General features: G+C 36.2%; 4 protein-coding genes. All 4 read right to left on the reverse strand.

The features are described from left to right. Positions 1-130: 130 nt before the first annotated feature. Positions 131-14,449 (reverse strand): cell wall-binding repeat-containing protein, encoded by a 14,319-nt coding sequence (locus HMPREF1639_RS07765; protein ID WP_052045475.1) that lies wholly within the window; start codon positions 14,447-14,449, stop codon positions 131-133. Positions 14,450-14,642: 193 nt separating this feature from the next. Continuing rightward, positions 14,643-15,488: a CvfB family protein gene (locus HMPREF1639_RS07770; RefSeq protein ID WP_036765211.1), complete on the reverse strand. Its 846-nt coding sequence runs from the start codon at positions 15,486-15,488 to the stop codon at positions 14,643-14,645. 34 nt (positions 15,489-15,522) lie between these two features. Continuing rightward, complete coding sequence (gene ybaK / locus HMPREF1639_RS07775) at positions 15,523-16,005, reverse strand: Cys-tRNA(Pro) deacylase (protein WP_036765214.1); 483 nt, start codon at positions 16,003-16,005, stop codon at positions 15,523-15,525. Between the two features lie 63 nt (positions 16,006-16,068). Continuing rightward, positions 16,069-17,442 (reverse strand): DUF6056 family protein, encoded by a 1,374-nt coding sequence (locus tag HMPREF1639_RS07780; RefSeq protein WP_036765216.1) that lies wholly within the window; start codon positions 17,440-17,442, stop codon positions 16,069-16,071. Positions 17,443-17,446 lie beyond the last annotated feature (4 nt).

Raw genomic sequence — 17,446 nt, forward strand, 5'->3', positions numbered from 1 at the left:
AAGATGCTGTCGCATAAATTTCGGATTTTATTCATCAACGCTAGTTGACAAAGAAGCATTTTATTCATCAACGCTGGTTGACAAAGAAGCAAAAAAACCGGACACTAAGTGCCCGGCTAAAAATATTTTTTTATTCTTCTATGGCGTATTTGTGTGCTGTTTCAGCATAAATTGTATTCGTACCACCAATTATATATAGATATTCTATCTTAGATTTTTCTATATAATCATCAGTTACTTTTACTGGTGTTGATTTTGATAAAAGTATCGGTGCTTTTCTTTTTGCACACACAGGTCCGATTACCAATGCGTCAGGAAATACTTCTCCCGATGCTACAAATACTTCCTTAGAGTCAGGATATGTGTAACTTGCAACTAAAATTGCAGTTTCATATCTGTCTTGTCCGTTAAATCTTCTGATTACTTGTGGCAATTGAGCTTCCAATTTCTTGGATACTGAATTTTGTCCACCTGCAACGTAAACTCTCTTAATGTTCAAATCTTTAAGAGCCTTACTTACCTTCATGTCCATTTGATTTCTTTTAACCAATAGAATTGGTGCGATTTCTTTTGAACCAAGAGGTGCTGTTGCCAATGCGTCAGGGAAATTTTCTCCAGATGCAATGATGGCCTTGTTCACTTTGCCAGTTAATCTTTGGATTTCGTAAGCTAATTCTGATGAAGTTACATATCTGTCACGACCCCAAATTCTTTGAACTTTGTTTTGATCGTATTTTGCTAATTGTGATTTAACATTTTCAGAGATGGATTTGTGACCACCAACGATAATAACTTCACTAGCTCCTAATCTTACAATTTCTCTTGCAACATCATCTTCTAGATATCTTGTGTTATTCAACAATATTGGAGCGTCCAATACGTGAGCCAAAACAGTTGCAGTCAATGCGTCAGGATAATTTCCTGAGTCAGCAATGATTACATATCTTGATTTCTTGAAGAATCTCCTAGAAGTGTTGATAGCTGTGTGAACTCTGTTCTTTCCAGCAACACGTTCAATGTATCTGTGACCGTGTTTTTCAGGTTTTCCTGGAGTCGTTCCACCTGGTTGAGCAGGTGTTGTTCCCGGTTTGTTTCCTGGTTTGTCTCCTGGCTTGTCACCCGGTTTGTAGATAGCTTTGATTGTATCTCCGTCATTGTATTGGATAGGTTTTTCAATCGAAGCATCCCATCTTTCAAACTCATAACCTTTATTTGCAACAACTTCTGGAGCAAATCCTTTCAATACAAGAGCTTTATTTGGATTTACAAATACAGCTTTTGTTTTTGCAGTTGAATCTTTTATTTTTCCTTTTTCTGTTGTGTAGAATGTCACCTTAATATATCCAGCTGGTTTTTCAGAATCATCTTCTTTTGTCTTAGGAATTACATCATCTATAGCTTCGTATTGTGCAGTAACTGTCTTGTCAGCTTTTATTGCGAAGCTATCTTCTGTATCCCAAGATCTAAACTTGTATCCAGTTTCTGGAGCTACTCTAGGCTTAGTAATGTCTTCTAATTTCTTTCCAGCATTTGGATTTACAAAGTACGAAGTTTGTCCAATTAAGTTACCGTTAGTTCCCTTATCGAAGCTTACTGTAACATATCCTTCAGGTTGTGCATTTGGCTTACCTTTTTCATCAGTTGAAGGAATGATGTCTTCTAACTTTCTGAAGTTTCCTGTAACTGTTGTTTCTTTAGTATACTTAGCCTTTGCTGTAGTATCAATATCCCAAGCTTCAAATTCATAGCCTATTTCAGATTTTGTCTTAGGTTGAGGAATTGTTACTTCTTCATTTGGATTTACAAAGTATGTGATAGTTTCTCCATCTGCTATTTGTCCGCCTTTGCCTTTTATTACGAAGTTAACAGTTACATATCCGTCTGGTTTTTGTTGACCGTCTTCAGTTTTTGGAATTACTGAATCAACTGGGTTAAAGCTTGCAGTGATTGTTGTAAGCTTTTCAGTGTATTGAGTAGGAATTTCAGCATTTTGACTCCAACTTCCAAACTCAAATCCAGTGTTACCTTTTGCTGTTGGTGGTGTCAATTTTACATACTTAGTTGGATTTACGTAGTATGTTTTTTCTGTGACAGTTCCGTTTTCTCCTGCTACAAACTTAACTTCTACATATCCGTCTGGTTTTTCTACTCCTGGTTTTCCTTCAATAGCATCCGCAATTGGTGTTGATTTTGCTTTTACAACAACGTCTTTGTCTTCTATTTTAAGTGAATTTTCTTTATCCCAATTCTTGAATTCAAATCCAACTTTTGGCTTTACATTTGGTTTTGTAAGTTTTGCTAAAGTTACACCTGAATTTTTCTTTACATAGTAGTATTTTACATTTGATAAAGTAAGCCCATCATCTGCTTCAAATGTCACTCTTACATATCCTTCTGGTTTTGTGATAGGTTCACTTGGATTGTAAGGAATAATATTCTTAGCTTCATCATAAGTCGCAGTGATAGTTGTTGCTTCAGTAAATTTCTTAGCAGTTGATGGAGTGTAAACATCTCCGTCAGCTTTTTCGCCAATCTTCCATTCTTTAAATGTGAAGTGTTGTATTCCTGTTGGATTTGCTACTGGAATTGTAACTGCCTTGTCTGGATTTACCCGGAATATTTGTGCAGTAGAATCAGTCGCCTTATCCGTTGGAACAAATTTCACTTCAACAAAGTTGTTTGGAACATCTTTTGGTTTTTCTGTACCAGTTTGTGGTATTACATCTTTTGCATATTGCGCAACAAGTGTAATATCTTTTGTGATTTTATCCGTTTCTGGGTCAAAATCTTTTCCATCAACTTTCCATCCTATAAATGTATAGTTTGGTTTTTCAGGGTTTTTAACTTTTGTGATTAACTCATTGTGTTTTACTTTTTGTGATGGGATATAAGTTCCACCACCTGTATTAAATTCAACTGTATGAGTATCTGCATTCCACACAGCTGTTGCGACAGTATCTTCCTTAATCGTATATTTAGCGCCTGGTAAATAAGATTTATCACCAATCTTCCAAGCAACTAATACATAATTATCTTTCTTTAAGTTGACACTGCCAGCCAAAGTAATTTCTGTTCCTACATCATAGGATAAAGCTTCTGGAACATCTCCTGAAGTTTTGTCATCAGCCTTATAAGTCATAGTAACTTTATTAATCTTGAAAGTTGCTACATATTTCTTATCTGTTGTGATTTCTTCATTTTTATCGATATTTTCTAACCATTTATCAAACTTATAGTTGGCATTTGGTTTTGTTTTTGGAATTGGAAGCTTATCTGATCCTACTTTAACTTTCTTTGATGGGTTTACATAATAAGTCTTATCTCCACCTACAAGGCGACCATTTTCATCAGATGTGAATTCAACTTTTACATATCCATCAGGTCTTTCTGATTCATCATCCTTTGTCTTCGCAATTACATTAGGAAGTACTTTGAAATTAAACGTAATAACATAATCGTTATTAAACTTAGCATTTAGTCCTTTATCCCAAGTTCCACCTTCTGCAGTGTAACCTACATTTGGATTCTTAGTAATATCACCAGCTTTACTTGTTAAGTCTACATATTTTTCAGGATTTACATAGTAAACTGTCTTTCCTGTCAATGCTCCGTTAGCATCTGCCTTGAATGTTACTGTGTGATATCCGTATGGCTTGTCGCTTCCGTCAGTCTTTCCTTGTGGAACGATGTCAGCTAATGGCTTATAAGCTGCTGTAATTCTTGTGTCTTTTGTGAACTTTTGTGTTAATTTTTGATCCCAATCTGTAAACTTGTATCCAACACTTGCATTTACAGTTGGGGCTGGTACTGTTACTTTTTTATTAGGATTTACATAGTAAACTGTTTGTCCGCTTAATGTTCTTCCATGCTCGCCCTTATCAAATAACACTTTGATATAGCCAGCTGGTCTATCAGAACCATTAGGATTCTTTTGTGGAATTACATCGCCTTTTACATTGTAAAGAGCTTTGATTGTGTCGCCATCCTTGTATTGGATTCTCTTGTCGATTTGTGTATCCCAGTCAGCGAAGTCATATCCTGTTTTGCGAGTAACTTCTGGTGCATATAGCCTTAACACATGTGACTTATTTGGATTTACAAATAAAACTTTTTTAGTAATAATAGTAGATCCTATAGTTCCTTTTCCTTTATCAACAGTATCAAAAGTAACTTTGATATATCCATCCGGTTTTTGTGAATCATCATCGGCAGTTTTAACTATAACGTCAGGAAGTTCAGTATATTGTGCTTTAACTACAATATCTGCTGGTCCTGTTATTTGTGTTGTATCACTTGTATCCCAAGCGTCTGGAGTAGCTTTTTGCTTCCAGCCAGTTTCTGCTTTAACTGTTGGTTTTGTAATATCAGCAATAGTTTTATTTGCCTTTGGATTTACAAAGTAAACTTTTTGTCCTTTTATTTCTGTTCCATGTTCACCTTTTACAAATGTTACTGTTACATATCCTTCAGGTTGTACATTTGGCTTACCATCTTTATCAGTTGAAGGAATGATGTCAACTAACTTTTTGAAATTACCTTTAACTATTGTATCTTTAGTATACTTCTTAGCAGTTGTAACAGTATCTTTATCCCACTTATCAAATTCATAGCCTGTTTCTGCTAGAGTTTTTGGTTGTGGAAGAGTTACATCTTTAGCTGAATTTACATAGTAAACTGTAACTTCGTCTTTAACAATGCTTCCGCCTTGTCCTGTAATTTCAAAGCTAACTGTCTTGTAGCCGTCTGGTTTTGTGTTTTCACTTCCATCTGGATTTGTCTTTGGAATACGGTCTTTAAAGCCGTTGAAGCTTCCTTCAATTGTTGTTACATCATCTGTATAAACTGTCGGTCTTGTTGCATCTTTATCCCAAGCACCAAATTCAAAACCTGTTTCAGCCTTTGTAATTGGTGGATTAATTGTTACATATTCATTTGGCTTTACATAGAATTTTGTAACTCCTTCAAGTGTACCCTTAGTTGCGTCTGCATCCTTAACCTTAAATACTACCTCCTTGTAGCCTTCTGGCTTTTTGTTAGGAGTTCCATCTTTTTTTGTTTCTGGTATAGCTTTGTCAAGCTTAGTAGCTTTTGCAGTTACAAGTATATCTTCTGTGATTACAAGTGTGTCTTCCTTATCCCACTTTTCAAGCTTGTATCCAGTTTCAACTGTATATCCTGGTTTTACAAGATTAGTATTTCCAAGCTTTATACCTGCATCCTTCTTTACATAGTAGGCTTTTTGTTCTGTTAATTTTAATCCATCTTCTACTGCGAATGTTACTCTTACATAAGTGTCATCCGGTCTTGTTGTAGGATTGTTTACTGGATCGTAAGGAATTATATTTTGGTCATTTGTCCATTGCGCATAAGCTGTCGTATCTCCTTTTAGGTTGATTTGATCGCCGGCTAGATAAATTTTATCGCCTATCTTCCAACCTTTAAATCTTGAATCTTTCTTAGCAAGATTACCCTTGCCTGCAAGTCTGACATCTGCGTCATAATCAACTGTCAAAACAGGAGGTACCTCGCCTGTAACATCAGCTCCGTTTTTATCGTAAGTTAATTTTACTTCTTTTGGCTTAAACATTGCTATATGAACCCTACCTCTTGTTATAGGTGTAGTAGTGTCAATATCTGTACGCCATTGATCGAAGGTGTATTTATCAGGATCATTTGGAGTGGTGCTTGGTACTGCCAGTTGATCAGCTGTAGGTTTAGCACCAGCTTCTAACTTAGCAAGTTTAATACTCTTCTTAGGATTTACAAAGTAAACTATTTCATTTTCATTAGTTTTTGGATTAGTTTTATCTTCGTATGCTTTATTGCCTGTTATTGTACCTCTTCCATCAGTTTCAAAGATGATTACAACATAGCCATCTGGGGCTGTGTCTTTAGGTCCTGCTTTGATTATATTTGGAAGTTGCGTATACTTAGCTGTTACATTTGTATCCTTATCAATAACAGTTGCAAAGTCTGTATCCCAACCGTCATGCTTGTACGTTGGACTTGGCACTACAGTAATTCCTTTAGTATCAAGGTCTTTTAGCTTCTTGCCAGCCTTTGGATTGACATAGAATGTTGTTCGTCCATCTAATACGCCGTGATCTCCCTTTAGGAAGTTAACTATAACATAGCCTTCTGGTTTGGCATTCACTGTGCCATCAGGATTCTTAGATGGAATTATATCATCTAGCTTTTTGAACTCTCCTTTAACAGTTGTGTCAGTAGCATATTTCTTAGCTTCTGTTGTGTCCAAATTCCACTTTTCAAATTCATAGCCTGTGTATGCTTCTGTCTTTGGTGGATGAATTGTTACTGCTTCGCCCTTCTTTACAAAGTAAGTTATAGTTTCACTATCTGCAATCTTTCCAGCATCTTTGCCATCTAACTTTTCAACTACAAAGTTAACTGTAACAAAGCCATCTGGTTTTGTAACACTATCATCTGTCTTAGGTATAACATTGTTTTTAGTGTTAAAGTTAGCAATTATAGTTGTATCGTGCTCATATCTAATATAGTTAGCTAAGCTAAATGCTTTCTTATCACTCTTCCATGATCCGAATTCAAAACCTGTGTTTCCTTCAGTTTCAGGTGCTGTAAGTTTTACATATTTATTAGGGTTTACATAGTAAACTTTTTCTGTTATATCAGAACCATTTTCTTGGATCTTACCATTTGCTCCAGACTTGAATGTGACTGTTACATATCCATCCGGTTTTTTATTTGGAGTACCGTCATCTTTAAGAGCCGGAACGACATCATCAAGAGACTCATATTCTGCAACTACAAAGATATAATCTTTTATATCTATAGTATCTTTTACATCCCAACCTGTATGCTTCCAACCTGTGTCAGGTGTTACTGTAGGCTTTGTTAAGTCTCCTATAGTCTTGCCTGCCTTTGGATTGACATAATATAAGAATTGTCCATCCAACTTATTAGCGTGGTCTCCTCCGATGAATAAGACAGCTACATAGTCTATCGGTTGCAAGTTCGGTGTTCCATCGTCATTAGTTGCCGGTATGATGTCTTTTAGTTTAACGAAGCTACCATAAATAGTTGTGTCCTTCGTATATTGTCTTTGGTCAGCAGGTTTAATGATTTGGTCAGTAGGGTTTGTTCCCGATCTCCATTTATCAAACACATATCCTGTTCCAGCTACTGTCTTAGGAGCTTTTAGTGAAACTTGTCTACTTGGATCTACATAGTAAGTTGTGATTTCATTGTCCGCAATCTTACCGTCTGTGCCAGTTACTTCAAATGTAACTTCTACATATCCATCTGGCTTTGTTGAGCCTTCTAGTTTTGGATAAACTGCTTCCTTTTGGTTGAACATTGCAGTTATAGTTGTATCTTTAGTGTAGTTCACAAAGTTTGCTAGGCTAAAATCACTTTGAGACTTGTCGCTCTTCCATGTGCTAAAATCATAGCCTGTATTGCCGTCTGGTGTAGGTGCTGGTAAGTTTACATATTTATTTGGATTTACATAGTAAACTTTTTCGTCTATCTTATTACCATTTTCTTTTATTACACCATTAGCTCCTGCTTTGAAAGTTACCTTTACATAGCCAGGGTGATTTTCTGTGTCAACATCTTTTAATACAGTCGCCTTTGCAGTTACTACTATATCAGCGTCTTTTATTTCAGTAGTATCTTCTTGATCCCACTTATCAAACTTGTTACCAGTTTGTGCTTCATAAGCTGGTTTAGCAAGTTCTGCATCTCCAAGTGTAAGTGATTTGCCAGCTGCATTTTTTGCATTTTTCTTTACATAATAAGCTTTTTGCTCTGTTAATTTTAATCCATCATCTGCTGCGAAAGTTACTCTTACATATCCTTCTGGCCTTGGCATCGGGTCTGTAGCACTTGGGTCGTAAGGAATGATATTTTTTGAACTTGTATAAGTTGCAGTGATAGTTGTTAAAGCATCAGTAAACTTCTTAGGTGTTTTTGGATTGTAAGCATCTCCCTTAGCATCTTTACCTATCTTCCATTTATCGAATGTGAATGTAGCCTTAGCCACTGGGTCTGCAATCGGAATTGTTACATCTTTCTTAGGATTTACATAGAAAGTCTTTTCTGTAGCATCTTTTGCATTGTTAGTTGGTACAAATTTTACTTCTACATATCCGTTCGGTTTTTTTGTTCCATCTTCTGCAGGAATGACATCAGAATCTTTTTCATAGTAAATCTTAATTGTTGCTTTGTTCTTTAAGGCATATTTTCCATCTTTTGGATTAAGTTCAATTCTGTTGAACTTGTAGCCTGTAAACTTAGGTGCTGTTGTAGCTGTAAATACATCAGATTTTATTGCTTCGTCAGCTGTGCCAGCTTTTTCTGTTGGATATTCAACTCCGTCAATCTTAAATTCATCAGCAATAGGATTGCCATTTAAGTCAAGATATTTAACAAGAGCACTTGCCTTGCCGTAAGCTGCATAGAAAGTTTCTCCATTATTCCTATCTTTAAAAGTTATTGTATAGTCTTCTTTAACTTTTGTTCCATTTGTACCTTTGTCTTGCCATTCTATGAAAGTTTCATTTGCCTTGCTTGGCTTTTTATATTTTCCTTCGACTGCATCTCTTACTTCTTCAAAAGTTACAGGTTCAGGAGTTTTCTCATTGCCATCACAGTATACATAGACAGTAACTTTTGCTTTTCCACCTGTAAATGCACCTGTATTAGCATCAAATACAACTGGGAAGTGAACTTTTGATTTTGATTTGTCGTCTGTTGTTACTTTTTTATTGTATTGGTAAGTGATTGTAGCAGTCGCAGGGTCTGTATAATTTGCGGAGTTCTTATCTACACTTATTCCACTTATAATATAGCCTTTAAATTTAGGTGCTGCTTTTTCAGCGTCTTGATTATAGGCTGAATCTGGAATATTATCACCAAGCTTGCCAATTTTTTCTGTAGGGTAATCTACTCCTTCTATATGGTAAGAAGCATCGATTTCATTGTCATTTTCGTCAACATATTTAATCTTGGCTTTGCCTTGGCCATATTGGGCTATAATTGTTGAGTCCTCTGTAAATTGATGCCTGTCTTTAAGTTTATAACTAGTGCCATCACCTGTTACACGGTCTGCCTTCATTGTCCATCCTGTAAAATCTTCTTTTACACCTTCAGGGTCTTTGCCTGGTATTAGAACTTTAGCATCTGGATTTACATAGTAGAAATATTTTTGTGGGTCTTTTGCCTTTGTTGTTGGATCTAAAGTTACTTTTACATAGTTATCTGGAACATAGTCTGGCTTTCCTTCTTTAGTCTTTGCTTCGTAGATGTTCTTGATAACCTTAACTGGTATAGTAAGTGTTTGAACTTCTCCACTTGCAAAGGTAACTTTTACCTTTATATTTTCAGTTCTGCTTGGCTGAACGCCGTCGTCTTTTTCTTTTAGCTTTTCATATAGAGCAGCCTTTAATGCAGCATCATCTGCATAAGGCTTACCTGCATCATCTACTATAGTTGCAGTATCACCATCGCCTAAAGCTTTGGCCTCACCATTTTTTACTTGAACGGCTGCTTTAAGTTTGTCCTTTGTAAGCTCTTTATCAATAAAGTCGTTAACCCAATTGTTTTTACTATCTTTATATGATTCATGGGCTACAAGCTCACTTGTTTGTGAGAATCTTGGACTGATAAGTGTTTCTTCTATAAACTTGTGACGCTTTGCAAAATCGAACTTGCCGTTGGCTTTTTTATCATCATTTTGTCCAACTATATCTGCTGTCCAATTGATAAGTGTTGATGAGCCGTTTGGTTTAACTTCAGGAATATCTACCCAAGCTTTTGGATTTACGTAGTAAACCTTGTTGTCCTTGGATGACATATCACCTGTTGGTGCAACAGTTACTTTTACATATTCTCCAGTAATGTCCTTAAGGTCGCCCTTTTCTGCTTCACTTAGGAATAGTGGTTTCTTTCCTGTAGTCAATGCTTCGTAAACATTTTTGTAAACCTTAATCGGTATATCAAGTTCTTGTGGGTCCTTTCCATCTGTGAAAGTAACCTTAGCCTTGACTTTTACTGTGCGAATGAGCTCGTCATTGTCGGCTTTCTTCTTTTCATTTACTAAATCATAAACTTGTTTATCTTTTGTTAATTCATTGCCAGCTTCGTCAAATAATTGTATTTTTGCACCTGCTGGAAGATCTTTTTTCTCTCCTTTTTCCATCCAGACTAATTGTTTCTTTAAGTCTTCAATCTTTGGAGAAAAGTCATTTGTCCACTTGTTGTTAGGGTCTTTAAAGGCTTCTGTTCTTACTAGACCAGATGCACTTAGACCTGACCATTCAAACTTCGCAGTAAATACATAGAAGCCTTTTTTATCATTATCAACTATTGTGTTATTGTTTAATAATGGTTTTTCGTCCCATTTTATAAATTTCTTTCCAGTTTCTGGAGTGATATAGTACTTTCCTTCGACCTTATCATTAGGTGTTCCGTCAGCCTTTGTTCCCAATTCTTCTGGAACTGGAAGTAGGTCTGACTTAAGTCCCTTTATTACATCGTAGTTCAGTTCTGTAATATCTTTACCCTCAGCATCTTTACCAAAGGATCCGCCCTTGTCTGCCTTAAAGGTTACTCTTACATAACCATCTGGTGTCTTACCATTTTTTGGAACTTCGATTACTCTTACGTCTTTATAATAGAAGAATATTTGATCTGATCCGGTGCCGTTGATGCCTAAAAATTCATTGGTTTTTTCATTTACATCAAAGAAGAGTTGTTGCTGTGGGTCGCTTACAAGTTTCCATCCTGGAATAGGTCTGTAGTTTCTTGCATCATAATGACGATTACCATTGGAAACAGCTTCTGGAGCTATAATTTGGTATTCCTCAATAAGTTTCTCAAAAACTTTTCTCTTATCTTCAAATTTCTTTTTATTTTCTTCATTTGCTTTTAAAAGAGCGTCATCTTTTAAACCGCTTGTATCTATAAGCTTCAATCCCTTAAAGAAATCTTCGACTTTTGCTTTATATCTTTCATCTATATAGTTGACCTTGTAGTCACGAGTTCTAAATGGTCTGTAGAAGAAGTGGAAGACATTGTCTTTTGCTTTAGGATTGTCTATCGTTTTGCTTGAATCATTAGGATCAGGAATCTTTTCTGGCTCTACTTTAAAAGTTTGGAAGAAAGTGTTGTTAGCCTTTACTCTGTCATTATATTTTTTGTATAGTGCCTTTAAATTATCCGGTAGTTTTTCTTCAAGCTCTTCGTGATTTGCCAAGATATATTCTTCATTTTGCTTGTCTCCACTTGTAGCAACAAGGTAGCCTGTACGCTTGTTATGCAAAGTCTCAGGTATGGTTTTTATTTCTTTACTTAAATCCAAGCTTAGAATGTGATGTACTATATCTACATCTACTCTGTCGTTTGGAACCCAAATTGCCTTTAGATAGATTGGGGATACAACATCGTTGCCAAAGGAATAAAGTTCTGGAACCTTATAAGTGTCTTTATAACTTGTATCTTGTTCAGTAGTATAGTCACCTGTTTTGGCATCTTTCTTGTAGCGGATTACTTCCCAACCCATAAAGTCGTAGCCTTTTCTTGTAGGCTTATATTTCGGTTCTACAAGCTTTTGTCTTTGAATAACTGTAAAGACTTGCTTGTCGCCATCATTCTTTTCTTTTTTTGCAAAAGTTTTGGTCTCTTCTTGACCTTTGTCCCCTACTTGGATGGTCTTGCGTTTTTGAGTTACTTTTGCTTCGTCAATTGAACTTAGCTTACCACCGTTCGGGTCGAAAGTTACCTTCCATTGATAATCTGGTTCGCCCCATTTTGCGTATAGGTTAAGTGGGTGGAAAGGCATTGTTTCTTTTGGATTTTCCCAAATAAGTTTTGTTCCTGCAGGATCCAACGCCCAGCCCTTAAATACCATTTGATCCGAAAGACCTTCTGGACGCTTAACTTTTAACTTGCCATCTTTTGAATCTGTAAATACAAGATCTGATAGGCCTAATTTTTGTAAATTTTCCGGATTGTCTAATAAGTTTTTAGGACCTTCCTTTGTACCTACTTTCTTATACTCATCATTTGAATCTACATCAGGACTTAGGGCCTTGAGTGGGAATTCATAGAAGGTATCCAATTGGTTTTTAGAGTTAAAATAACTGTCATCTCTAATAATTGATGGGTCGTAATTAAATCTCAATGGATACTTGTTACGTTTGTATTTAAATTTAAGATATCCGTTTTCTGTAAATTCTTGACCACCTTTCTTTACGTCCCCATATTCATCGGAATCGCTAAAGAAGACTGATATAAAATCTAGTTGACCTATAGGAAGTTCAGTTCCGTAGTTGTTATAGTATGTCCCACAAGTGTTAGGAGTGATTTCATCACGCTCGTCGTTTAGCCCATTAATTCTATCTTCGTCCACACGGCCATCTTCCTGACTTCCCTCTGCAATTGCTGGCCATGCTTTCATAGGTTCATATCCATAAGGCGTGAAGCCTGTAACTTTCGGGTATCTGTGGCCATAGTCCAGGCCAGCTGTATCTGCCTTAGTTCTCACAAGGTCGTAACGTATTATGGTTTCATCTTTCTTGAAACCGTCCATCCAAAAGTCCATGTGGTGTGGGATGGAAGGTTTGTCCTGCTTAATACCGAAGGAAAGGGTTGTAAAATCATTCCCATTTAAATCTATGCTTGTTCCATCACCTTTATCTATATTCTTCGTATAGCCGCCCCAGCTAGTGTAGTTTTCCATGTCCAGGAATTCATCGGCATTTAATCGATAAGGAGGTGTATCCAAGTGAGTCGGCCAATTTGGAGTAGTATAGTTTGGTCCCCAACCAAAACTTTGATAACCAGGAGTGAATCCTTTGGTTTGTTTGGCATCGTTAGGCCACTTATACATCATCTCATTAAATCTCGCCTTGTAGTGGTATGGCTTACCCGGGCCGCCTAACATGACAGATTTTCCTTTTTTCGTATCGTATCCCCAAATTTCAGGGTAGATGGTGTTTTTTTCAGGTTGTGCATTGGACTTTGTAAAGTAGAGGTCGTAAACTTGTCTATCGTAGTAGATGTTGTAGACAGTCTTGCCTGTTGCGTCCACAGATTTAACTAGGTCTACATTTGCAGGGTCCTTGTTTTGGTTATGAGTTAAATCTTTATTGTAGACAAAGAATTTGTTTAGAAATAGATTTCTGCCACGATTAAATCTTGCGCCGGCCCAAATCTTATCTAGACGCTTTTGGTCTAGGTCTGGGAATTTTAATCCATTTACAGGTTCTATATCCAGGTTTGGCCTTGAACCTGTCTTTTGGTCCTTATAGACACGAGTTCCCATGTAGTCATATTTATCCAATAGACTTGCACCATCTGCATGGTCTGCCTTTTCTGCCCAGAATTGGACAGCGTAGTCTGCCTTTTCCTTGTCCTTCCACACTGCTGTGAAAGTAACTTTATTTGCTGGCATAATCAAATTGGCATCAAGATTTTTGCTAGCTTCATTAGTTCCAACTTTAATTATTTCATTTGCTTTAAATGTTCTTTCAACACCATTTAAAGTGCCCTTTAAATCAACAGATGGTTTCCAACCTTGGAACTCTCCGCCTACTTTTGTAGGAATAGATTCATCGGCAATTTTAGGAATCACTTGTTCATAATAAAGTGTACGAGCTGGAAGTGGAGTGCCGCCTTGTGTGTCAAAAACTACATCGTAGTGGGCACGGTTATAACGGTACTCTAAAATAAAGTTCTCAGCATTTTCTGGAACTTGCATATTTATATATTCAGCTTCCGGAATGAATCCTTTAATCTCGCTGTCATCCAGTGGCTTCACTTGCATAGTTGATCCAGTATTACCTCTTTGAATATTATAGCGGGCATGTTCATCACCTGTACTTCCATCTGGATTTGTGTACTTAGTAAAATCTTCTAAGTTTTGGAAGACGTGTTTGACTTTTATGCTGTTACTTTTAGCATCGTATTTAAAATCTTGATTGTAGGAATATCTTATTCCGTTAGCATCATTTCCTGTTGCGTTTTTTTCATCTGCAGCATCTTTTATAGTTTTGTAATTAATTGTAAAATCTTTTTGTGGTTCTTTATAACCTGCAATGTCAGGTAGAACGATAGGCTTATTGACCTTATCTTTTTCTGCTTGAGTTGCTGATGCACCTACACTGGCGATGTATGGTTGGTAGTCAACCTGATACTTCTCACCTCTTTGGACCTTGTAGTCGGTCCTTAGGGTATAGATTTTTGGCTGGTCTGGATTTTTTATTAAATCCGCAGCCATCTTACCTGCTTCTGGTTTTGCAACCTTAACAGGTGTTATGTTGTTTATGATTTCGCTTTTACTTTTTGACAAATCATTGTGATTGACATTAGCTGCCAATGAGTGTACCGGCATCGATGTCAATATCATTATCATAGTCATTAAAAAGCAAAGAAATCTTCTAATTTCTTTTCTAATCGAATGTCTCATAGCACCACCTCCTAAAATTTATTTTTAAATAGTTTGCCTATTGTCAAGCTTATACTAGTTATATCACAAAATCATTATTTTTTCAAGGTATTGTATTGGTATTCAGTATCTTATCTCAAAGATATAATGTCAAACTAAAAAATTTTACCATAGAAGGACCTAACAATTTTACAGACTTTTTTACGTAGACTCTCTATAGCAACCAAGTACCTTCATTATCCTGCCTGATAAGTCCAGCCTTCATGAGCCTTCCCAAACTTCTCTTGAAATTCTTTTTGCTTGTAGAAAATACCAGCCTTATTTCTTCGGGATCCGACTTGTCGTTAAACCTCATATATCCGTCGTTACCCTCCATATAGCTGACAATATTCTTTGCTAGCCTGTCCAACTCCTGACCTTTTTCAGCCCTAGTTGATAGACCTAGTTTTCCATCTTCATACTTCTTTATAACTCTTAGCCCATTTAAGTGATCTCCCTCTCTTAGACTAGTATAATATTCATCCTTAACTATTAGGCCATAGTAATTCGGTTCTATGCAGACAAGGGCTGTACCGTTACTTTGAAAGCCAAATACATAACCCTCACAGGTATCACCCTTCTTTAAAGGTGACTCCATATTCAGATATGGACCTACATCTGTTGTAGCAGCCAGCCTACCTGACTTGTCAACATATATATAGAAGGGATATTTTTCTTCTTCAAATATCTTGTACTTTCTCTCCCTAAAAGGCACCAATACGTCTCTTTCCAGTCCTATATCTATAAAGCTGCCAATTTCCGAATTGTCGCGAACTTCTAAAATAGCAACCTGGCCTGCCAAGGCCTTAGGACTTTTTTGTGTAGCCACTAGTCTATTCTGTGAATCCTTGTATATAAATACTTCTACTTCCTGATTTAAATTTATACTATTCTTATGTCTTATATTCTGGTTAGGCAGTAGTATATCATCATTTATACCCATAGTTTGTCCATCTAAAAAATATCCGTAGTCCTTTTTTCTCAGGACCTTTAATTTATTTATCTTACCTATTTCTATCAATTTTACACCTCATTAATTTTCTTATTAATACCTCCTAGGCTAGGAGGTCTGCATACTGACCACCTATCAAATCTATCAAATCCTGTGGACTCAATTCAACTTGGTAGCCTACTTTTCCTGCACTAACTGTAATAGCCTCCATATTTTGGGCCGACTGATCTACAAAGGTTGGATAAGCCTTCTTCATACCAATAGGTGAACATCCTCCCCTGATATAACCGGTCACCTTATTTATATCCTTCACATGGATCATTTCAATATTTTTTTCACCACATGCCCTAGCAGCCTTCTTTAAATTCAGATTCTCAGCTACAGGTATAACAAATACATAGTAGGCCTTTGAAGCTGCCTGCGTTACCAAGGTCTTGTATACAGACTTGGGGTCCTTACCCAAGCCGAGAGCAGCACTCACCCCATCCACGTGGTCCTTGCTGACAGGATAAGATAGCTCCTTGTGATTTATTTTTTCTATATCTAAAATTCTCATTACATTTGTCTTGACATTTTTCTTAGCCATTCTACCACCTCTTGCTAGTATTTCAATATTTCGTCTATATATACTTTCCAATCTATATATGAACTATCTTACTAAAACGCTCCCTACATTATAATACTTAGAAATATATTGGTTGACCCAGAATTTTGGGTCCTTGCTACAATCTAAACTTCTATAGGCTGCCATATAGGGATTGTTTGCCTTTATTTTTGGCACTTGAATATTTTCCAAATATCCATTCGTCCTATTATCTATTATAATAATCTCCCTTGCGCTATACTTGGATAAGTAGTTTTTATTAGCCAGAAGAGCATCAGGCAAACTCATGGAAAACAGAACCACATAAGCAAGCAAAACTAAACCTGTGAGTAGCATAGTGAATTTTAAATATCTTTTTCTTATAACGGAAAAGCTAATCAAAGAAGATATAATAAAAAATAAAATAGGAGCAAATGATGGGTTCTTTTCAGTAGATGAAAGCAGCGACATAGAAAAGAAGGACAAGATACCTGCAAGTAGGTAAATCTCCGCCTCCCAATTTTTTTCTACATAAACTAGTCTTGATATCACCAACAGCACAATAGCAACTAGCATAAAAACAAGTATATAATTTACAAATTCATTGTCAAATACAGACACCCTTGATAAACCATCATATAAATCCCTCTCTACAATCAAACTATCTTGAGTAACTATCTTCCTAGATGGAGATGACATCATTATTAAAAATCCTGTAAGCATACTGATCAAGGATAAAATCAGTATGACAAGATCCTCTTTTTTACTTAAAAAGGCCTTGACCAAATAAAAAATCATAATACTAATCACTGATATTGCCAAATTTTCCTGAGACCATCCTGCGAAAAATGATCCCAAAATCAATACCAACATCTTACTAATGCCCAAGGAGTCACCAACTTTGTCTTTTACTTCTTTATCTTTTAAGGCTATTTTTCTGGCCTCAATCAAAACTATCAAGCATATAATGCTTGTCCAAACATATTTGGCAAAACTAGATACACTCAAAAAAGTATTTCCAAATTTGGGCATAGAAACCCATATTACCAAAAATATTAAGCTTGTAATAGCACTATCTATTACTTTTTGACTACCAAACCTGTCCTTGTCAATCATACTATAGTTATACACCAAGTATATAAAGATACAAAAAACCATAGAATTTATTAAATTAGCTATGTTTTCATCCAGCAACAATAAAACTCCCGCTATAAAGTTCCCCACTTGATGAGGATTTACATATATATATTTATACTTTTCATTGGCTATGATATCCGAAATGCTTTCAATTTTAGTCATATTCTTTGAAAACATACTGACCATATCATCAACTGTTATAGGTGTATAGGCGTTAAGGGCTATCATAAGGAAAAATATTAAAAGAATGGCAGCCACCATAAAACAGTTGATATTCACATTTATTTTTTCTAATCGTACCACAAGA

The sequence above is a fragment of the Peptostreptococcus sp. MV1 genome, from assembly GCF_000758885.1.
In the GTDB taxonomy this organism is placed as follows: domain Bacteria; phylum Bacillota; class Clostridia; order Peptostreptococcales; family Peptostreptococcaceae; genus Peptostreptococcus.